Annotated in this window: 13 protein-coding genes and 1 pseudogene; 5 read left to right on the top strand and 9 right to left on the bottom strand. The window is 60.1% G+C overall.

Annotated features, from left to right (window positions below):
* Positions 1-602: 602 nt before the first annotated feature.
* Genes ACM42_RS27005 through ACM42_RS27015 form a run of 3 tightly spaced genes read left to right on the top strand, consistent with a single transcriptional unit; the run spans position 603 to position 3,793 of the window.
* Positions 603-2,198 carry a hypothetical protein gene (locus tag ACM42_RS27005; protein WP_271530745.1) on the top strand — a complete coding sequence of 532 codons (1,596 nt, stop codon included), beginning with the start codon at positions 603-605 and terminating at the stop codon, positions 2,196-2,198.
* A complete protein-coding gene (locus ACM42_RS27010; RefSeq protein WP_128948350.1) occupies positions 2,195-2,875 on the top strand; it encodes an HAD family hydrolase in 681 nt (226 codons plus the stop codon). The genes ACM42_RS27005 and ACM42_RS27010 overlap by 4 nt, the downstream gene beginning before the upstream one ends.
* Before the next feature lie 3 nt (positions 2,876-2,878).
* The gene (locus ACM42_RS27015; protein WP_128948349.1) at positions 2,879-3,793 is read left to right on the top strand and encodes an NAD(P)-dependent oxidoreductase; all 915 of its coding nucleotides are present in this window, start codon (positions 2,879-2,881) and stop codon (positions 3,791-3,793) included.
* Between the two features lie 706 nt (positions 3,794-4,499).
* On the opposite strand, the pseudogene ACM42_RS27020 reads toward ACM42_RS27015, so the two are convergent.
* The 5 genes and pseudogenes from ACM42_RS27020 to ACM42_RS27040 all read right to left on the bottom strand — a co-directional run bounded on the left by ACM42_RS27020 (position 4,500) and on the right by ACM42_RS27040 (position 11,151).
* A pseudogene (locus tag ACM42_RS27020) lies at positions 4,500-5,965 on the bottom strand (NAD-dependent succinate-semialdehyde dehydrogenase).
* 3 nt (positions 5,966-5,968) lie between these two features.
* A complete protein-coding gene (locus ACM42_RS27025) occupies positions 5,969-6,898 on the bottom strand; it encodes a dihydrodipicolinate synthase family protein (protein WP_271530746.1) in 930 nt (309 codons plus the stop codon).
* Positions 6,899-7,075: 177 nt separating this feature from the next.
* The gene (locus ACM42_RS27030; protein WP_271530747.1) at positions 7,076-8,122 is read right to left on the bottom strand and encodes a hypothetical protein; all 1,047 of its coding nucleotides are present in this window, start codon (positions 8,120-8,122) and stop codon (positions 7,076-7,078) included.
* A gap of 163 nt (positions 8,123-8,285) precedes the next feature.
* On the bottom strand, positions 8,286-9,710 hold the full coding sequence (locus tag ACM42_RS27035) for an MFS transporter (RefSeq protein WP_128948346.1): 1,425 nt from the start codon (positions 9,708-9,710) through the stop codon (positions 8,286-8,288).
* 64 nt (positions 9,711-9,774) lie between these two features.
* A complete protein-coding gene (locus ACM42_RS27040; RefSeq protein WP_245471725.1) occupies positions 9,775-11,151 on the bottom strand; it encodes a CaiB/BaiF CoA transferase family protein in 1,377 nt (458 codons plus the stop codon).
* 83 nt (positions 11,152-11,234) lie between these two features.
* On the opposite strand from ACM42_RS27040, the gene ACM42_RS27045 reads away from it, so the two are divergent.
* A complete protein-coding gene (locus tag ACM42_RS27045) occupies positions 11,235-12,326 on the top strand; it encodes a LacI family DNA-binding transcriptional regulator (protein WP_128948345.1) in 1,092 nt (363 codons plus the stop codon).
* Positions 12,327-12,492: 166 nt separating this feature from the next.
* Here ACM42_RS27045 and ACM42_RS27050 read toward each other — a convergent pair whose 3' ends face one another.
* Together ACM42_RS27050 and ACM42_RS27055 are read right to left on the bottom strand one after the other, a co-directional pair.
* Positions 12,493-15,129 carry a CehA/McbA family metallohydrolase gene (locus ACM42_RS27050; RefSeq protein ID WP_271530748.1) on the bottom strand — a complete coding sequence of 879 codons (2,637 nt, stop codon included), beginning with the start codon at positions 15,127-15,129 and terminating at the stop codon, positions 12,493-12,495.
* Positions 15,130-15,254: 125 nt separating this feature from the next.
* Entirely contained in the window at positions 15,255-16,514 is a 1,260-nt protein-coding gene (locus tag ACM42_RS27055; protein ID WP_164937373.1) for an MFS transporter, read from the bottom strand.
* Positions 16,515-17,279: 765 nt separating this feature from the next.
* On the opposite strand from ACM42_RS27055, the gene ACM42_RS27060 reads away from it, so the two are divergent.
* Positions 17,280-18,062, top strand: a complete 783-nt coding sequence (locus ACM42_RS27060) for an enoyl-CoA hydratase-related protein (protein WP_128948343.1) — start codon at positions 17,280-17,282, stop codon at positions 18,060-18,062.
* Between the two features lie 58 nt (positions 18,063-18,120).
* Here ACM42_RS27060 and ACM42_RS27065 read toward each other — a convergent pair whose 3' ends face one another.
* Both ACM42_RS27065 and ACM42_RS27070 read right to left on the bottom strand, forming a co-directional pair.
* On the bottom strand, positions 18,121-19,341 hold the full coding sequence (locus ACM42_RS27065) for a substrate-binding protein (protein ID WP_271530749.1): 1,221 nt from the start codon (positions 19,339-19,341) through the stop codon (positions 18,121-18,123).
* Between the two features lie 152 nt (positions 19,342-19,493).
* Entirely contained in the window at positions 19,494-20,750 is a 1,257-nt protein-coding gene (locus tag ACM42_RS27070) for an amidohydrolase family protein (RefSeq protein ID WP_164937371.1), read from the bottom strand.
* Between the last annotated feature and the right edge of the window lie 15 nt (positions 20,751-20,765).

Genomic DNA, 20,765 nt, shown 5'->3' on the forward strand with positions numbered 1-20,765 from the left:
CGGGACAATCTTGCCCGCCGTCAGGCAGAAACTCCACTTACCGCCCTGTCCAGATTTCCGGAGCCAGCTCTAACCCTTGGTCGGAGCAGCGTGCGCACGGCGGCGACCAACATGTGAGTTGGCTAAAGAACGCTGGGCCAGGTGCCTACGCTACTCTGTCGCGCAAACGGGGCGGGCGCACTTGGGCTGTCGAGGCCCCGGCTCGTCGGTGTGTCCGCCACCGCGCGATGCACTCGCTCTGCATCATCTGCCGAATCTAGTGCTGGTCGTCTAAAGAGCCGCTTTGCTCGCTTGGCCGCAGAATGGAGCGCATAAGTGAAGATTAGAGGGCCTTCGCCGACTTGACGCGTTCGTACCTTCTCGCTCCGGTGTAGCACTTTTCGCACACAGCCGTAGCATCTTGAACAAACGTGTGAGGGCCTGAACGAAGCCTCCCTGACGGCTAGAATGGCTCGTCCTCCAATTCTCCTCGCTCCAGAAATGCCAGCCAGTGCGTCCAAAGGGCTGGTACGACACTTGCTTAAGGATGAAGCGAAGTCCCGCCCTCATATGCACATGGGAGGCGCCCCGCCAGATCGGCTCCTTAAGAAGTTGGGTGTTATATGTCTGGTGTCGCCGGTGCATTTCTCTGCTCTCCAAACGAACCATCGCCGCGTGTTGTTGATCAGCTGAAGAAAATGATTCCGACACTTGCACTCCGTGGGCAAGCAGGCGTCCTAGTCGCTGCTTTCATGAAAAAGCGTGGGATCCGATATGGAAGGGCATTTCAATCGGCCGATAGTTCAGTACGCATTGACCGCATCGAACAGGAGTCGCGCTTTCGGCCTCATGTTGCGATCGCGCAGATCCGTAGCAGATCCTGTGGACGTGGGGGTGACGACGATGTGCAGTCAATTCCCGCCGCTGCAGGCACTAGCCGCCATTTTGCAATTTCTCTGGATGGCGCCTTGGTCAACGCTCATGAACTCAGAAGCGAACTAATCGCTCAAGGCCAACTGATAGACACCAACACTGACGCCGAGCTCTTGCTGAGGTGGATTGAACGATCTTGCAAACGAGAATATTGGCGTCACGGCTTGCCCGCAAACTACGAAGCCATCTTTCGCGAGCTGGATGATCGTATAGACGGCGCCATTAGCGCGCTTTTGCTAGATAAGAACGGAGATCTTGTTGCATACCGCAATCGAAGCGGTTTGCGCCCATTGGAGACTATGTCGACGAACAATGGATTGTTGCTCTTTGCTTCTGAAAATTGTGCCTTCGCTGGCTCGGAAGGTAAGACCCAGCAGCTCTTGCCGGGGAGCATACGGCGCGTGGACGCCAAGACAGGCGGCAGCGTTGACCATGCCCTGAACAGCCGACGATATAAAGCCAAACTCTGCGCCTACGAAACTCTATATTTGGGAAGTCCGAACACCTCGGTCGAGGGCCATTCACATCTCCAAACCCGTTACAACATCGGGCTCGCCTTGGGGAGAATTGTTGCCGAGCGAGTTCAAACAGAGGCACTCTTGATGCCGCCAATCGTGTCCTCCATGCCAAATACTGGAGGGCCGTACGCCGATGGTCTGTTTGACTCTCTCGCCGAACAGGGCGTGCGTGCCGAGCGTGGCGACGTAGTGGCAACGCAATTTCTTGAGCGAACACTGCTGGGCAGACCCAGGGGCCGCCAATCTCGCATTGCTCAAAAGTATCGAGTGTCGGAAGCTGGCGTCGCTGGACGAGCCATCGTCGTTGTTGACGAGGCACTCATTCGAGGCGATACCAGCCAAGCCGTCACAACCATGCTTCTTGCCGCTGGAGCCAAAGCCGTACATTGGGCGATTGGTTCGCCGCCTATAGTTGCCCCAAATTACTACGGCATGGGTATTGACACGCCAGATGAGCTCGCATTCTGGCAGGCATTGAAGCGACTTCCGCCTGAACTGCGCGCCCAGTGCCTTCGCTTCCACAGGATGGACTTGCCAGCCCTCAGAACCATTGAAACCAACATTGCGAGAGCGATCCAAGCAGCGACGGTAACTTATCTGCCCTTCCGCGCCCTAGTATCCATATTGGCTGACAGGCTAGACAGCATCGATTTGTCACCCTTCACATTCGAGATGCCAACTCCCGCTGGACGGCAGCGCGCGGACAGAAGCTTGGACGCGTTGCTGGCCGCTCTTTCCGTCAATCCCCGTCTGAGGTCAGGATCATGAAACCCGCTCTCGTATTCGACTGGAACGGAACACTGCTGGATGACACGTACGCGCTGCTCGATACGACCAACGCAATTTTGAACCGCTTTGGTCGTCCGCGCATCAATATAGACACCTTACGAGAGCATTGTGATGTTCCCCTCTCTCGTCTCTTTCATAGCCTTGGAATGTCGCAGGAGGAGATTGAGGCAATAGAGCGTGACGAGGGCGCACTGTTTCATGACACGTACGAGCCTCTTGCCGATAAAGCCGATTTACGTGAGGGCGCTCGCAGAGTGTTCGAGTTGGCGCGCCGAGAATCCGCTCCACTCATCATCGTCAGCAACCACATAGTCGCGCCTCTACAGTCCCAGCTGAGGAGACTTGGCGTGGATGACTACATCACCGATGTGATCGCCTTTGAAAGCCGCGCCACCCAATACAAATCGATGAGCAAAGGAGAGCGGCTTCGCCTTTATATGCACAAGTACAGCCTGAATCCGTCGTCAACCTTCATCATAGGCGATATGCCCGTCGAGACTGATATTGCGCGTAATCTCGGGCTGACAAGCATATCCATTACCGGAGGTTTTGTTTCGGCGTCGCGCCTGCAAGCCGCGCATCCAGATTACACGATCAACAACCATCACGAGCTGTTGCCTATCCTACAAAAGCATGGCTTCTTTTCGGAATGCTAAATCATGAGCAAGCGATCATCAGCCAACGCGGCTCCCAAAGCGATCAAGCAGAGCGTAGGGCTTATCGGAGCGGGGCGCATGGGAACAGGTATAGGCATTAGCCTGTTGCGTCGCCAAAGCGAGCTCCACATCAAAGTCAACAAGAACCGATTCGGTGCTGATCGCCTGACAGGTGGAGGGGCCCGCGAGCATACATCGATCGCTGAATTGGCGCAGCACGTAAGTGTCGTGGTGTTATCCCTACCGTCCAGCCGCGAAGTCGAGACGGTGTGCCTCGATCACGATGGACTGTTTGTTCACATGTGCCGAGGAGGTCTGATAATTGATTGCACGACCTCGTATCCTACCTCGACCATTGCATTGGCGAGAAAGGCGCGAAGCCGGGGTATAAACTTTGTTGATGCTCCGGTAACACGGAGCCCCGAGCAAGCAGAGCTGGGCCTTCTCAACGCGATGGTTGGGTCGGATGCAACACTCTTTCCCGTCGCCGAACGCGTTCTTGCTGCGTTTTGCGAGACCGTTCTGCATGTTGGAGATGTCGGAGACGGCCACAAGCTCAAGCTTGTTTACAACAGCATGACGATGGGCATAGCTGCCGTCGCCGCTGAGGTCTGTCAGTTCGCGGATAGTCTAGAGATAGATCTTGTGACGCTACGCTCTTTGGTCGGTCGCGGCTCGACTAACAGTGGAATATTCCAAGCTTTCGCCGCCTTTTTGTTAGGCGAAAAACCAGATGCACTCGCCATCTCGATTGCAAATGCTGCAAAGGATATCGAGTGTGCTGTGCGCCTAGCGCGCGAGAGAGCCGTTTCCGTGTCGGTCCTGGATGCTGCCGCGCAGGAATTCAACCTCGCGGTTGTCGCAGGCAAAGGTGAACTGACCCTGCCACATTTGGCGATCGTAAACGGCTTGGTATAAGTCAACGGGGCCATCTTTCCGCGTGCCTTGGTGTCCGTGTTTCGGCGCGTGCCGCCGCGTGTTCGATGAGTATGACATTAGGCCTCAGCACAAGCGAATCCGGCGGCGGTGTCAGGAGGTGCAGCGCACCGGACTGAGCCAGGGCGCTCGCGATTGCAGGCGGTGGTTTAGCGATCATGAAGCGCGTGCTCGAACCCGTAACGCGTTTGGCGAGTAATCCAAACCGGTGCTGGTGGGGCGGCACGCGGACGGGAAGCAACGAATAGCTCACATCGCTCACGGGTGCTTCCTTGCCTCCTTGTTCGGCTCGACTTAGAGCTGCCCGCGCTTGAAGACCTCCGGCAGCACATTCCAGGCAAGGCGGATTCGAACGCGTTACGCTTGCAACAGAAACGCCGGTATTGGTGGTTGCTCGCCGGCTATCATTGGCGCGAATATTTGAGCGCTCCTGCACACGTAACTGTTGTCCACGACGGGCTGATTTTCTGGGCAAAGTATCTCGTTCTGCTCCCGCCTGAATGGAGAAGAAGGTGTCAGTCCAGCAAAGAAAAGGATCGCTGCCGGATTTCTCCAACAGCGGCTCAAGTCTTGGGAGACGGCAGACTTACCGGCCTGCCAGCGGAGAAGGGGCGGAGCGCTCGAGGCGATCCGGCGACACTGTCGAACGAAGTCGCTCTCCGCCGGTTTGGCGTCTGGTATTCCGGTTTTAGCTCGCCTGGCTCACAAATTTGGTGTGAAGATAGCCCTCGATTGCCTCGAGGCCACCTTCCGAACCGAACCCCGACTCCTTCGTTCCTCCGAAAGGCACTTCGGGAAGCCCAAGCCCATGATGATTGATCGACACCATGCCGCATTGAAGATCGGCCCCGATCGCGGCCATCGTAGCGGCGCATCGCGTGGAGGCGTAGGCGGCGAGCCCGTAAGGCAGTCGATTGGCCTCCGTGACAACCTCGTCATAGGTTTTAAACCGCGCGATCGGGGCGACGGGGCCGAACGGCTCTTCATTCATGATGCGCGCTTGGAGTGGAACATCGGTCAGGACCGTCGGCTCGAAGAAGTATCCCGCATTGCCGATACGCTTGCCGCCGATGCGCAACTGTGCGCCGCGACCAAGAGCGTCCGCGACAAGGTTTTCCATTGCGTCGACCCGCCGCCAGTTGGCGAGCGGTCCCATCCGGCTATCCCTTTCGAGGCCATTGCCAACCTTGATCGCGCTGGCCTCGGCAACAAACCTGTCGACGAACTCTTCATAGATACTCTCATGCACCAGAAAACGCGTCGGCGAGACGCAGACCTGGCCGGCGTTACGGAACTTGTTCGCCGAGAGGATTTTGGCGGCTTTCCCGACATCGGCATCCGCGAAAACAATGGCAGGCGCGTGCCCGCCAAGCTCCATGGTAGCGCGCTTCATATGGGCGCCGGCAAGGGCTGCGGATGCTTTCCGACCACGGTCGAGCCGGTGAAGGATACTTTGCGGATGATGGGATGGCGGATAAGATAGTCTGACACTTCGGACGGAACGCCGAAAACGAGATTGACGACGCCGGCCGGCAAGCCCGCATCCGCGAAGCTACGAACCAGCTCCATGCAGCTCGCCGGCGTCTCTTCAGGTCCCTTGACGATGATGGAGCAGCCGGCTGCAAGGCTTGCGGAGATCTTCCGCACGGCCTGATTGATCGGAAAATTCCACGGCGTAAATGCCGCAACCGGCCCGACCGGCTCCTTGGTCACCAGCTGGGCAACATTGCCAAAGCGCGCCGGTACGATCCGCCCATAAGCTCGGCGCCCCTCCTCGGCGAGCCAGTCGATGATATCGGCGGCGAGGAGCGTTTCAGCGCTCGACTCGCTCAGCGGTTTACCCTGTTCGAGCGTCATGATCGACGCGATGTCGGCTGCGCGCGAGCGTATGAGATCGGCGGCCTTGCGCATCATCCTGTACCGGTCGAAGGCCGATACCTTTCTCCAGATCTCGAAGCCCTCCGCGGCGGCCGCGAGGGCGCGATCAAGATCGACGCGGGACGCATAAGGAGTCTCGCCAATGGGCTGTCCGGTCGCGGGATTGAGGATCTCTTCAGAGCGATCCGCCCGCCCTTCCGTCCATTCCCCGGCAATGAACATCTTGATCTGGGGGTACACAGGTTGTGTCTGCAGCGCTTGTTCCCGATTCTTCATGCCTCAATGTCCCCAGTGAAGAGCCAGCGGGTTGAGCTCATGCGCAAGCTCCATCAATCCAGCTCTCGTCGCCGGATGGAGCTGCTCGAGCGGATGGCGCACGGCCTCGCATTTGATCACACCACCTTCAGCCATCACGCTCTTGGCTGCGCGCAGGCCGCACTGGCGGTTCTCGAAATTGATGAGGGGCAGCACCCTTGCATACGCAAGAGCGGCTTCCTGCCTACGTGCCGCTTTGTGATGATCGAGCACGGGGCGAAGCAGATCGGGCAGCAGCGCGCTCGACATCGTTCCGGTCGCACCGGCATCGAGGTCTGCCATCATGGTGATGGCTTCTTCCCCGTCAAATGGACCGATGATGGCCTCACCGCCGAGCTCGATCAGGCTGCGCAGCTTGGCAGCCGCAAACGGGACCTCGATCTTGAAATATCTGGCGAGCGGCACCTCGCAAGCAAGCCGGACGAGAAAAGGGACCGTCAATGTAACGCCGGAGAGCGGCGCGTCCTGGACCATGATTGGAATCCCGGCCGCGTCCGCGACGCGGCCGAAATGCGCGATCATGGCGCTTTCATCCGCCTTGAGGCTTGCGCCATGATAAGGCGGCATCAGCATGAGGAGGCTTGCGCCACGTTCGGCCGCATAGCGGGCGCGTTGCGCCGCGATCTGCGTACTGAAATGGCTGCAGGTCACCATGACGGGCTTGCGGCCCGCGACATGCGAGAGGCAAAGATCGACCAGAATATCGCGCTCCTGATCCGACAGCAGGAACTGCTCGGAATAATTGGCCAGAATGCAGATCCCGTCGACGCCTTGATCGATCATGCAATCCAGCACGCGCCGCTGCCCTTCCAGATCGAGATCTCCGGATTTCGTAAAGGGCGTCGGAGCGACCGGGAACAGGCCGCGATAGACGGGAGTTTTCGCATTTCTCATGCAGAGGATTCCAAACAGAAGGCAGTCAGTTGCTTTCGAGCTCGATCAGTCGATCGGAAACATTGAAGGAGTGCAGCAGATAGTGCCGAACCTACTGAACAAATTGAGCGGCGTGGCGTCCGAGCAAGACTGCTCGAAGATGCTGCCGATCGCGACCGGACGTTTCGCTCATCGCTCCTAGATCCGCCCAGATGGGAGCAGCCCCGTCAGGATGGCAAGACATTCAAACAGGAAATAGCTTCCGAAGATCAGCTCGACATTCTCCGCCGCATCGATATCGCGCACGATCGCCTTTCGGGTGAAGCAGCCGCCGGTGAGGATTCCGGGCGGGCGCCGGTCTTCGGGAACAGTCGGTGTCAGGTATTTCAACAGCTGCGTTACTGTGCGCTCTGCAAACACTCGATACTTGGCGCCCTCCTCAGGACCAAGTGCGGATGCGAGCCGCAACGCCGAGGCAGCGGCGATAGCAGTGGCCGCAGTATCCCTGCTGGTGTTGGGGATCGCCGGGTCGTCGAAATCCCAGTAGGCAATGAGGTCGGCAGGGACATGGTCGATCCACCAGCCAAGAACCCGCACCGCGTAATCGCGCCATAACGGCTCTTTCGGGCGAACCATGGCCGCGTGAGCGGTGTAGAGCATCGCCCATCCCTGCGCCCGGCCCCAGGTGCTGATATCGCTATATCCCTTGTGCGTGTGTGTTCTGAGAACCTTTCCGGTGTGCGGGTCGAGCGTGGAGGACTGGATGACCGAATTATCCGGCCGCACGTGGATCTCCAGGACGCGCCGCATATGCGCATTGGCAACCTCCTCCATCCGGGCATCGGCAAGCTCGTCTGCGGCCCAATAGAGCAGGCCCATCGCCTGGAGCGAGTCGATGCTGCTCTCGGAGGCTCCGACTGCGCTTGCCTCCTCGGCATCCCCGCCCAACGGTATCAGTCCGAGGCGTGGATCAAACATGTCCCGGAGCGACCTTGCTGCTGTCATAGCCGCCGCGCGCGCGGTTTCATCCGCAAAAAGAATGCTGCCGAGGGCGCCGGCATGATAGAAGCCGAAACCCTTGAAGGCCGTAAGCCGCTCGGCACGTGGCAACATCCGACTTAGCGCGGCATGCGCATCCTCGATTGAGAACCGCCTCGGGTCAGCGAGATGCGCAAGCCAGAGCTCACCGACGAACGCTCCGCCAGTCCAATCACCGTCGGGCGTGAACGTCCAGGTTCCGTCCACGGTGCTCGCCCAGTGTGGTAGGCCAGAGCGTGCAGCGTCCCGGGTCTGTGCAATGCGCGTGAGCATGCGCTCCCGCGCGGAAAGATATTCGCTTCTCGACATCATTCTTGGTCCTACAGAGTTCTCTTTACGTCATAGGCGCGGTGGGGAGGCAGGTTGGGGGTCAGTCGCCGATGTAGACGCGGCCACGCCTCCTGGCGATCTGGTAGACCACGACGCTGAGCAGCGCGATCAACGATCCATAGACAGGAAACATCCAGGCGATCTGCTCACGTTGCAACCACACGAGCAGATAGGGTGACGTCCCGCCGAACAGCGACACGCCCAACGCGTAGCCGAGCGCCACCCCCGTGGTCCGCACGGCACGCGGCATCAGCGTCGTGGCGATAAAGTTGTAGAGGGCCATGTTGAAGCCCACGATGGCGCCGCCGAACACCGTGACAAAGAAGAACGTGGAGATGCTCTTCTCCGAATAGACCAGCGTCAGAAAGAAGCACGGAATGAGTAGCAGCCGCAGCAGCGTGAAAGCGCGCGAGGGCCGGACCTTGTCGGCGAACGCGCCAACCAAGGGTGCGGCAAACATCCAGATCAGGAGCATCAGCGTCATGATGCCGTAGACTGACGTGCTATCCTCCTTGAACACGGTGTTGGCCATGTTGGGCAGACCGGTGTTCCAGGCGTAGTTCGCGATCTGCACCGACCCGATTACCAGAATGACGGCGAGCAGGGAGAGCCGGACGCTCCAAAGCGTCTTCCAGACACCGCCTGTCGTATCCTGAATGCGCGACAGCTCATCTTGCCGGTGCATCGCGCGATTGATCAAGGTTTCTGGAAGGGTGCTGCGAAGATAAATGATCAAGAGGCCAAGCGCGCCGCCGACGGCGAATGGCAGACGCCAGGCCCATTCGCGCATCACCTCGGGGGCGACCGACGCGCTCACCAGAAAGGCCACCATGCTGGATCCGAAGATGCCGAGCTGGATGAACGTACCACTGATCAGGCCCAGATAACGCCCTTCCCGGCCGCGCGGCGCCAGCTCGATGGCGATGGCGTTAGCGACGCCGGCTTCAGCTCCGGTCGCCAGTCCTTGAACAAGACGAAGGAGAAGCAGCGCAACCGCCGCGGCGACCCCGATATCCCTGTAAGTCGGCAGAAGCGCGATCAAGAGCGAGCACAGCGCCATCGCCGTCACCGAGATCATCATCACCCGTTTGTGGCTGATGCGATCGGCGACCGGACCGAGCAGGGCCGCGCCCAGCGGCCGCGCGAAGAAGCCTGCTCCATAGACGGCGAGCGCGGCGAGCAACGAGGTGGTGGGATCATTCGATGGGAAGAAATGAGGCGACAAGAACGCCGCCATCACGCCATAGACGTTCCAATCGTACCATTCGAGCGCAACCCCTCCCCCGAGGCCTGCCGTCATTGTCCTGGTGGCAATCTGCCCCTCAGGCGCATCGGACACGGGACTGACGTGAACGAACGTGTTCACCTCTCCGCCGAGCGGCATCGCCGCTTGCGCTGACGTCGAAGAGTAAACATTGCTGGAAGCGTCGCCGAAAAAGCGCGCGCGAGTAGGTTTATGTCCCATTCCCGTGGTCCCTCCTGGTGTAAAAGCGTGCTTCTTTCGGGAAGCTTATTTTTGTTTGATAATGCTACTCTGCAGCGCCGACGGCGCCCGTCTCGTAGAGATCCTTCAATTGCCGGGCGTCATAGCCGAGCTCTTTCAGGATCTCTTCCGTTTGCGCACCAAGCTTTTGCGGCGGCAAACGCACGTCCGGCAGCTCCCCGTCGTAGCGCACGGGATGGCTGACGAGCGTGATGGGAGTCCCCGTTGCACCAGCGACGACCTGGAAGTTTTTGTTGTGCGCGATTTGCGGATCGACAACGACCTCGGCATAGTCGTTGACCGCGGCGTGCCAAATTCCGTGCGCTTCGAATAGGACGATGCATTCCGTGGTTGAGCGCTTGGCGACGTTGGCGGCAATCAGAGCCGAGGCTTCATCCCGCCGGCGATACGCCTCCTGGTCAGGAATTCGCTGATCGGCAGGCAGGCCGAGCGCGTCCGAGAGCGCCTCCAGCGATCCCAGAGAGATCGCAATGTGTCCATCGCGCGTCGCATAGATGCCGTAAGGTGCTCCGTAGTACCAGCCGGCTACGGGGCCTGGCTGACGGACGTCGTCAGGCCTTTTGCCGTTCAGGTAGCAGGTAAAAGATTCCATCTGCAGGTCGAGCGCTGCCGACAGCAGGCTGACATCGACGCGGCAGCCCTGCCCCGTGCGCGCTTTTCTCACCAGGGCAGCCAGAATTCCCGCCGCAAACAAGGCAGCGCCGTGATGATCGATGGCGGAAACGCCGACAGCCCGCGGCCCCTGCTCGCGGCTTCCGGTGATCATCGCAAGTCCTGACAGCGCCTGGATCAAGAGATCTTGGCCGGGGCGATTGACGTAGGGCCCGTCAGGACCGTAGCCGGAGGCGGCAGCGTAGATGATCTGAGGATTGATCTTCTTTGCATTCTCATAGCCAAGGCCAAGCTTGTCGAGCACGCCCGGGCGAAAGTTTTCTGTGATCACATCCGATTGCGCGATCAGTTGCCTGGCAATGGCCACGGCTTCGGGTTTCTTCAGATCGAGCGTGAGGCTGCGCTTGTTGCGGTTTCCGGTGAGAAGCAACATCGACTGGCCGTCGACCCGCTTGTCCGCTCCGCCCCATTTCCTCTGAAAGGCCCCGCCGGGAGGTTCTACGGCGATCACGTCAGCGCCGAGGTCCGCCAGAAACTGCACCCCGACCGGCCCCATCAGGAAGTGATTGAAGCTCAGGACACGAATGCCCTTCAAGAGATCGACCATACGTTCGTGCCTTCGGCTTTCGTGAAGATGACGGTATTTTCTTACTTCATTTCTGAAATCGATTTCAGAATTATTCCCTCCTTCGAACGGAGTCAAGCGGATCAACAGATTTTTCGAATGCCGCCCGACCAGCTCACCTGCCGTCCGCGCTGGGAGGACCACAGATAGCGCGGGATCGTCCACACACAGGACTTGAGCATGTGGCACTCGGGGTGGTTAAAGTTTTGAGCGGGAGACCCTCTCCTGCTCGCGATTGACCAGAGCAGATGGACAAGAAACCTGTCATCGACCCCAAAGGCCGCCAGCAACCGCGCGTGAAGATCGAGGACGTCGCCCGGAAGGCAAATGTCTCACCGGCGACCGTCTCGCGCGTCCTCAATCATCCCGATATCGTGCGGCCGGAGCTTCGCGACAGGGTCATGCGGCATATCAATGACCTCTCCTATACGCGCGATAGCGCGGCCAGGGCCTTGAAATCGGGACGCATGCGGACTGTCGGCGTCATCGTCCCGACGCTGGCGCTCGGCATCTTTGCGGAAGGGGTGGAGGCGCTGCAGAACCGCCTCAGCGAAAGCGGTTACACGCTGTTCATTGCGAATTCGCAGTATGACCAGCGGCGGGAATTCCAGGAACTGCAGAGCCTTGTCGAACGCGGCATCGATGGAATCGTACTTGTTGGCGGCTCCCATGGACGTGAACTGAGGAGCCTGATCGAACAGGCCGGCGTACCCGTCATCACGACCTATGTTTCCAAGGCAGGTGGCGGTATCCCCGCGATAGGGATCGATAACGAAAGCGCCACCCGGGAGATGACCCAGTATCTCCTAAGGCTTGGACATGTCCGATTCGGCGCGATCGCCAATGTTGTTGCAACCTCCAACGACAGATCCCGCGCCAGGCTCGAGGGAATTCAGCGCGCACTCTCCGACGCGGGCCTGCCGCTCAAGCCGACCCAGATCATCAAGGCGGATTATTCGCTTGCCCAGGGCCGCAGCGCCCTTCGTCAACTCCTGACCGACCACCCTGATACGACAGCGGTGATCTGCACCACCGACACGCTTGCCATCGGTGCCATGGCAGAGGCTCGAAAAATGGGGCTGATCGTTCCGACTGCGCTATCCATCACAGGATTCGACGATGTGGAGCTCGCGGCGCAAATGGACCCCCCGCTCACAACCGTCAGTGTTCCGGCAGCTGAAATCGGCCGAGGGGCCGCCGATTACCTAATCAATGCCATCGCCGGAAGTCCGGTTCCCAAAAGCGTCCTGTTGCCTTACCGCCTTGTCATGCGCTCATCGAGCGCGCCGCCACGCTCTGGCGAAGGGCCCGCCCGCCGGCGGCGCAGCCGAGATGTATGATTGCGCCCACCACTTGAAAACGATTTCAGTTAAGGAGGTAGTTTGACCTCCCCAAGGCCCCAGGAGCCGGTCGAAACGCAGTGCTGCCCGCCCATTCATTGTCGCGCGAAAAGTAGATCGGCGACTATGCCACGACACCTCCCAAGAGCCGACGGCACAGAGGTTTTCAATGCTCGCGTTCAGCGTGAACGGAGTGAACGGGCGCATGGTGGTGGCTGGCGCCGAGCTCGTGCAGCTTGTGATGCAGGCGATGATGCGCAAGTTCCAGGGTGGCTCGCAGCCGCGCGTGTCGCGCCTCATTGGACTTCGGGGCAAGCGTATCCATATAGGCGATCGACCCCTCGATTTGCGCAAGGACCGCCACGGCGTCCGCAGTGGCAAAGATGGGCATCTCGCCAACTGTGACGTAGACAGCACTGGTGTGCGCCGCGATGTCAGCCTCGCGTCCAGCGACACTGCCCCGCACGCGTAGCGCGATCCAACAGGACTCGGTGATGTGCAGCGAGAGCTGACCTTTGCACGACAAGCTGGCACATCGGACTTCCTCGACCACCGTGCCGTTACGGATCAGCTCCAGCCGTGTCGGTGCGACGCTGACCGATTCGATGCGCCAGTCGATGCCAAGCGTGCCGCCTGAACGGGAAAGCGGGATCGTGCTCCCGGGACGCTGGCCTTCGACGATCATCTCAACCAGAGGCCCGACGGTGATGAACGTATCCCCGCGACGCACGGCCTCCATCCAATTGCGATAGGTGAAGTCGCGCTCGCCCAGCCGCACATAGGTCCGCGAACCGCCGAGGAGTGCGGCCGCGTCCATCTTGTCGGAGCCGGCTACCAGCGGCAGATGGTATCCGATGTTGAGATAGCGGTACCAGTCGGCCAGGCCAAACGCGCTGATCTGCGCGGTCCGCGGGTTGAACGACATCATTTCGATGGCGTCGACAAGGCCGAGCACAATGTCGGCCGCCCGCTCGGCTTGCGGGTTCGGCGCGTGCGGCATCACGACCAGTCCCCCTTGGTGACGGCAGCGCTCCGCCCAGTCGGCCATGGTCGCTTCAAGGACATCGCCGATCGCAGCTTCGTTGGACCCGCCGCAAGAGAGCGGATTGATCATCTCGCCTTCGTAGCCGAGCAGCGATATGTGCCCCAGAACCTGCATTCGGTTCTCCGTGCCGACCCGAACCAGAAACTCTCCGTCCCCACCGAAATCCTTTGCCCCGATCGTCGTGCGGCCGTCGAAATCAGCGACGTTGGTGAATAGCTCGCCCCATTGTGCCGCGAGCAGGTTGACGACGTTGACACCCTCAGCCTTGCCCTCGAGCAGAGCTGTCTGCGGACTCAGGAAATGGACGTGCGTATCGGAGCTGACCCATCCCTGTTCGCGCCAGCGCAGGACACGATCGAGCTCAAAAGTGAGATTGTCGGTGGACGCAGTGATTTCGACGATGGTGCGTAGCGGAATCACCTCAAAGCCCCTGCAGATCTCGACGAACACGGGCCCGAGCGGCAGGTCCGCCTCGCAGCTGCCGTCCACATAGGCGTACTGGTTCAGCCCGTTGGCAAACTCGCCGGCGAAGTCTTCGAACTTGCCGGTGTTGACCTTGCGGTGATGCCCCTTGGGCGGCAGATACTCCCCGTGCGCACCGTGCAGATGCAGGCGCGCGGCAACACGCATGCCACTGCCCTTCTCTACGATGCGGATCCTGACCGGCCTTGTGGCCGGTTCGATTGTGGTCACATTGAGCGGCGCGCCTCCTGCATCGCCGGCAGCTTCCAGCGAGCGAAGCTCGAAGACGTGCAAGCGGCCATCGTCAGAGCGCAGATAGAGCCTTGCGTCCGGATGTGCGGAGTACTCGACGATGACTTCGTTCCCGGAGCGCACGGGCTGCACATCAACTTTGGCGCCAAGCCAATCCGCTCTGGAGTACTCGAGCACTGCGCGGGCCGAGATGACCGTGCCGAGGTCCATGCCGATCTGCTCGCCCCGATCGTCGACATCGAGCTCGCCAAGCTTGTTCAGATGGACCCCGGGCGGCAGCCGCACCTTGAGCTTGCGGCGGCCCTGAAGGCGCAGCGGATGCTGGGTGAGGATTGTCGTGGTCGCCGCAAAGACGAGCGAGAGTTCCTGTCCCGCGCGCAAACTTAACGCGGAAAGCTCCTTGTCTGGATAGGGGTTCGGGAGCGCGTAAAGCCACAGGTTCTCGCCTTGCCGGTCCATGCGTCCGGATTCGGTGCGGGCCTCGCCCAGGAAGAAGCTCGCACCCGGCACTCTGCCGAGTACGAAGTCCTCGCCGGTGCTTGCGTGCACGATCGGTGCGCGTAGCGGCAGGGCAGCGAACGCACTCGCACTCCAGGAGATGTGGTTCTGCTGGATCGCGAACCTGCGCAGCACCGGCACGTCGGTCTCGCTGCCGTCGGCGTAGCAGAGCGTGTATGTCGCGACCAGATCGCCGAGTGGATTGCCTTCCACAGGCAGCGTGGCCGGGCCGATCTCTCCGAAACCCATGGGGCTTGCGCTGGGTCGGTCTGCCGCCACTTGCACGAACAACACATAGCTCGCCATTGTCGGTGGCAGCGCGATGGCAACAGGAGGTGCCCCGGGGCGCAGCTCCAGCACATCCGGCCCTGTATCGCTGCCGAAGAGAAAGGGCATGCCGCGATGGATCTTCGGACCGCGAAGGGAATCGATCCAGCCAGTGTCGCCCGGGCGGCTGGCAAAACCTTCACCGGCATTTGCACGCCTGGCGTTGAAATATGGCTTCAAGTCCACGGGCGTGAAGTGCGGCGATGAAGGCGTTTTCATTCATTGGACTCCAGTTCAGGAATTCGCCGGTCCGCAAGTGAGGTTTGCCGCGATCATTGCCTTGTCTCGAATAAGAAACACTTGCGTCTGCCTTGGCGCAGCGGAATGCAGCAGGCAAAGCGCCTTCAATCACCGATGTAGACGCGGCCGCGCTTCTTGGCGACCCGGTAGACGACGACGCTGAGCAGCGCGACGAACGAGCCGTACACGGGAAACATCCAGGCAATTTGCTCGCGTTGCAGCCAGACCATCAGATAGGGTGACGTTCCGCCAAACAGCGAAACACCGAGTGCATAGCCAAGAGCTACTCCCGTTGTCCGTACCGCACGCGGCATCAGCGTGGTGGCGATGAAGTTGTAGAGGGCCATGTTGAAGCCCACGATGGCGCCCCCGAATACCGTGACAAAGAAAAACGTGGAGATGCTCTTTTCGGAGTAGAGCAGCGTCAGGAAGAAGCACGGGATGAGCAGCAGCCGCAGCAGCGTGAAAGCACGCGAGGGCCGTACCTTGTCCGCGAAGGCGCCGACAAAAGGTGCGGACAGCATCCAGGTCAGGACCATCAATGTCATGATCCCGTACACAGAGGTGCTGTTCTCCTTGAACACAGTGTTGGCCATGTTGGGCAGCCCGGCATTCCAGGCATAATTGGCAATCTGCATCGACCCGATCACCAGGATGACAGTCAGCAGGGATAGCCGCACGCTCCACAGCGTCTTCCACACCCCGCCCGTCGTCTCCCGAATGCGCGAAGCCTCATCCTGCCTATGCATGGCCCGATGGATCAAGGTTTCCGGCACCGCGGTGCGCAGATAGATGATCAACAGGCCCAGCACGCCACCGACCGCGAAGGGTATGCGCCAAGCCCACTCGCGCATCACATCGGGAGCCACCGAGGCGCTCACCAGGAAGGCAACCAGACTGGATCCGAGGTTTCCCAGCTGGATGAACGTGCCGCCGATTAGACCAAGAAAACGTCCCTCCTTCCCGGGCGGCGCCAGTTCAATCGCGATGGCGTTGGCGACACCAGCTTCAGCGCCCGTTGCAAGCCCCTGAATCAGTCGCATGATGAGCAGCGCCACGGCCGCCGTGACGCCAATGTCCTTGTAGGTCGGCAATAAGGATATCAATAGCGAGCAAACCGCCATGGCCGTGACCGAGATCAGCATGACGCGTTTGTGGCTGATGCGATCGGCGACCGGCCCCAGCAGCGCCGCGCCCAGGGGCCGAGCGAAGAAACCCGCCCCGTACACCGCCAGTCCCGCGAGCAGCGAAGTCGTCGGATCATCAGAAGGAAAGAAGTGAGGCGAGAGAAACGCCGCCATCGCGCCATAGATGTTCCAGTCGTACCACTCCAGAGCTACGCCTCCTCCGAGGCCGGCGGTCATCCGTCTATTCGCGACTGGACTGTCAAGCTGGATGGATGCAGCGCTGGGCTGAGCAACAATGTTCATGGGTCCTCGGGCTCTATTGATGACGTGAATGGTATTGCGGGTCGGGCGAGAACGAGCAGCCGCTCGTCGGCTCAACTGCGCCCGCCGCGGCGGGGTCTACGAGAGCGGCGGCATCGAGCAGGCCGGCCGGCGAAAGCGCAGGCGCAAAAGGTGGCCGGCATGCTGGCGATAAGCCTGCCTCGCCTCACTTATTTGCGGGCCTCGCCTCACGAGCGGCCATCGCACGGCCTCGGTCGCGCAGGACGCCTCCATTGCTGCTTGCGACTTGCGCGGCGGCTCGCATGAAGCGCGCGCCAGATTCCATGCCATCCTCATGGCCAGCCTTCCTCTGTTGCTCAAAGCGCGCTTCTGAAGAAGCCGATATTCTTGTTGGACAGCGCGGCGTCACAAGAGCGCGTCGCAGCGTCAATGAGATCCCTCTGATGCAGCCCACTCACGCCGGCCGCACGCTTCCGGTTTCCCGCAGTATCGGGTATCTATTCCGTCGATCCATGAAATCGATTTCATAAAAGATAAGCATTTGGAACCACGAGTCAAGCCATTTTCTAAGGGGCAGGTCAGCCACACTGCTGGCGAAGCCGCGTCGAGCCAGCGCCCCAAGAGCCAAACTAGCTAAAATGAAGCCCCGAAAAGCTCCGTTGCTAAGAAATCGATTTCAGTCTAAGGCGTGACGTCATATTCCTTCCGGAGAATCGCTCCATGACCGAGACGCCCGATCTCATCCTGTCGACATCTGTCGCGCCCCACGTGCGCCTATTGACGCTGAATAGGACATCGAAACGAAACGCCTTGAGCAACCAGCTGATCGGGGAGCTTGGCGCCACCTTGCGCCGTGCCGCAACCGATGAGGATGTCCGCTGTGTCGTGCTTTGTGGCAGCGATGCGTTCTTCTCTGCCGGAGCCGACATCAAGGAGATGCGAGAACGCGGCTTTGAGGCAATCGACAATTCCGCGCGACGTTCTGCCTGGCGGGACATAGCCAATTTCCCCAAGCCCCTCATTGCCGCGGTCGAGGGCATTTGCTTCGGCGGCGGCCACGAATTGGCGCTGCTCGCGGATATCGTGATAGCAGGCGAAGGGGCGGTCTTTGCGCAGCCTGAGATCAACATCGGGATATTGCCGGGTGACGGCGCAACGCAAAGGCTAACTCGTGTGGCTGGCAAATCTCTGGCCATGCTGATGATCCTGAGCGGCCAGTCCATTACGGCCCGCATGGCGATGCAGGCAGGCCTTGTCGCGGAAGTTGTCGAAAGCGGCCGGGCACAGACGCGAGCGCTCGAAATAGCCGATCTGATTGCGCAAAAGCCTCCCCGTTCGGCTGAACTTGCCAAAGCGGCCGTTCTCGCAGCGTTTCAGACCACGCTGGACGTCGGGCTCGAGTTCGAGCGGCAAGCGATACGTCACGCTTTCAGGACAGCTGACCAGCAGGAGGGAATGAACGCCTTCTTTGAGAAGAGGCCGCCGAACTATCGCGGGACATAGCCACCACGATTTGCCCGCAGGCGGCGCCGGCGATGCTCGCCCGCGCAACATGCGGCATTCAACACTCCTTCGGCTCGACCGGGCCGGCGCTACGGGCGACGATCTCGTATTGGCCGGCCTTTGCCACACCAATGTACATGTTCATCCTGCAGTGGCGCTTGCCCGGCACCATCTCCGCCGGCCCGCCAGGCCCTTGCGAAATCCTTGCGTGGTCAAGCGCGGCGGCGACGGCCTCGCGGTCAATTGTACCGGCTTCCCTCACTGCGGCTTCCCACAGCTTCAGTCCTCGATAAGTGCCGGTCGCGGCGCTGCCTGCTGAGAACCGGAACTTGCCTGGAAACTGCTTTTCGTAGGCCGACTGGATTTTGGCGCTCACCGGGTCCTCCACGGTGAGCGCCTTGTAATAGTCGAGGCTGCTGGCGAGGCCTTCGATCTCGTGAGCCTGGTTCATTTCGAGCGTGTTCTCATCATAGTAGACGCAGCCCAGCTGTCCCCCATTCCTGGAAAAGCCCGCTTCATAAAGCTGTTTGAAGAACGAGCCGACGCCCGGGGGGATAACGCTGTTGAATACGACGTCTACCTTGTTGGACGTGATGCGGCTCACGGTGGATGAAAAATCGATCTGGTCGAGCGGGTAGTACTCCTCGAACACCACCTCGCCGCCGCTGCTCTCGATCACCTTGCGCGCATAGGCATTGATTGTTTGCGGCCAGACGTAGTTGGAGCCAGGCAGCGCAAAGCGTCTGCCACCGTTCTTGATCAACCACGGAATGAACCGGTCGCAATTCTGCGCCGGTACCGGCCCGGTGCAAAACAGATAGGGCGTGCACTCCCTGCCTTCGTAGGCCTGCGGATAGATGTAGAGCGTCCTGCCACGAGAGATGATGATGTCCTTGATGGCGTTGCGCATCGAGCTCGCAATGCCGCCAAGCACCAGGTCGACCTTGTCTCGCTGAACCAGCTTGCGGACATTGCCGACAGCAACCGACTCGTTGGACGCAGTGTCCTCGATCAGGAGCTCGATCGGGCGTCCCAGGAGACCACCGTTCTCGTTGATCTCGCTCGCGACCATGCGAGCGACATTGGCGTCGGTATTCCCGGCAAAGCCGAGTGCCCCCGTAAGGTCGGTGGCAATGCCAATCCTGATCGGGCCTTCGGCGGCGTTGGCCCAGTCAGGACGGATCACCCAGCTGCCCGGGCCGGCCGCAACGGCCGCAGACGCAAAGGCGAAATTGCCGAGAAAGCGGCGGCGGCTGAGTTGCCGGTGATCATTCAACATCGAACTGACCTCCCCTTGGCTCATGGCCTTAAATCACGCGCCCTGCTCTTTCCCTCGGGGAGCGCGGTAGGCGGAAAGCTATCCGTCCCTTTTGGTTTCAAGCAGCCTCTTACGCTCGCGTTTGGGTAAAATCGCGTAACAAAGGGCAGCGTTCAGGACAGTCTGAAAAACTCCCTCGCGTTCTCGCCAAGGATTCTGACCGCCAGGCGCTCTGCGTCTCGGGATCGAAAGTAACCCTTCGCGACCTTTTCGTTCAGAACCTCGCCGATGAGCCGGCGTGCGCCCTGTACCGCGGCAAACGTCTCCTCGACGTGAAGACAATCTCCTCCGATCATCATTCGCGATTCATCCGGCAAGACTTCAATGGCCTCGTGCAGGGCGAGCTTGAAATGTGACGGGCTCAACAGAAAGGACCAGCACAAATCAAGCCAGACATTACGGTACACAAAGGCCATTCCCAATAAGTCCCGGCTCCAGGGATAGGCCAAATGCATCAGCAGAAAGCGCGTCCGAGGATGACGCTCAATCAACCCGATCATGCGTAGCGGGTGGGAGCCGCTGATGATTGCCGTTCCAAGGTGCGTTTGGACTGGCAGGTCGGCCTCGCCTGCGAGCTGACAAAACAGGTCGACGACAAAGTCGCAGAAAGCCTTGCGCGCCGCACGGGATGGAGACCTTTGTCCCCAGGCCTGCCGAGCCAGGTCCTCGTTCGGTTCGTCAAAGCTTAGGTCCCGGTCATAGGCGAGCGCGTTTTTGAGCGCAACGTGATTGCGCAGGGCGGAGCCGGCTACCAGCTCGCGGATTGCATTGCAATAATCGTCAAAGGTTTTCACCTCCATGCCAAGGCGCCGCAGCAACGTATGGCCGCAATTTCCATTGTGATCGCGGGATTCCGGGTGCCAGCCGAGGGCGAATGCGTTGATCCGGAGGACCGCATCGTAGTTTTGTCCAAGACCCGGGCGCGGATCCATCAACGGATCGAGAAAAGGGTCCGTTACGATCCGCCCGATGGCGGCGCGCCCAATGACTTCACTTGGCCATGTCGCCTCCTTGTGGCGTAAGCGCACGGAAGCGTCTACCGCCTCCCAGTTGTCGCGCGTGATTCCGGTCTCGGCGACGCCGTAAAGCTCGGCAACACCGCCGGCGAGGTTGCGAACGAATGCGTTCGATCCGCTCTTCTCCAGGAACGCCGCAAGGGCTTCCCAGGTGGTCGGCTCGGTAGCGGTAGATAACATGTCGCCCGTCGCCTTGGGCTCGGATGGCAGGACGTTGCTTGTCCAAGCCGCATAGCTCTGTTGAAACAGTTTCAACAGATTTACGTCCCGGCTATGTGCGACCTCGGGTATGTGATGTTCATGGACATCGACGACTTGGCACGCATTCACAAAATCGCTCATGGTTTTGGACATCGTTCCTCTCTGTTC

The sequence above is a fragment of the Bradyrhizobium sp. CCBAU 25338 genome (assembly GCF_028128965.1).
Classification (GTDB): domain Bacteria; phylum Pseudomonadota; class Alphaproteobacteria; order Rhizobiales; family Xanthobacteraceae; genus Bradyrhizobium; species Bradyrhizobium liaoningense.

Bases quoted from the DNA above. Each gene is read 5' to 3' on its own strand.
- ACM42_RS27005 (WP_271530745.1), top strand. From the start codon at position 603: ATGTCTGGTGTCGCCGGTGCATTTCTCTGCTCTCCAAACGAACCATCG.
- ACM42_RS27010 (WP_128948350.1), top strand. From the start codon at position 2,195: ATGAAACCCGCTCTCGTATTCGACTGGAACGGAACACTGCTGGATGAC.
- ACM42_RS27015 (WP_128948349.1), top strand. From the start codon at position 2,879: ATGAGCAAGCGATCATCAGCCAACGCGGCTCCCAAAGCGATCAAGCAG.
- ACM42_RS27025 (WP_271530746.1), bottom strand. From the start codon at position 6,898: ATGAGAAATGCGAAAACTCCCGTCTATCGCGGCCTGTTCCCGGTCGCT.
- ACM42_RS27035 (WP_128948346.1), bottom strand. From the start codon at position 9,710: ATGGGACATAAACCTACTCGCGCGCGCTTTTTCGGCGACGCTTCCAGC.
- ACM42_RS27045 (WP_128948345.1), top strand. From the start codon at position 11,235: ATGGACAAGAAACCTGTCATCGACCCCAAAGGCCGCCAGCAACCGCGC.
- ACM42_RS27050 (WP_271530748.1), bottom strand. From the start codon at position 15,129: ATGAAAACGCCTTCATCGCCGCACTTCACGCCCGTGGACTTGAAGCCA.
- ACM42_RS27055 (WP_164937373.1), bottom strand. From the start codon at position 16,514: ATGACCGCCGGCCTCGGAGGAGGCGTAGCTCTGGAGTGGTACGACTGG.
- ACM42_RS27060 (WP_128948343.1), top strand. From the start codon at position 17,280: ATGACCGAGACGCCCGATCTCATCCTGTCGACATCTGTCGCGCCCCAC.
- ACM42_RS27065 (WP_271530749.1), bottom strand. From the start codon at position 19,341: ATGTTGAATGATCACCGGCAACTCAGCCGCCGCCGCTTTCTCGGCAAT.
- ACM42_RS27070 (WP_164937371.1), bottom strand. From the start codon at position 20,750: ATGTCCAAAACCATGAGCGATTTTGTGAATGCGTGCCAAGTCGTCGAT.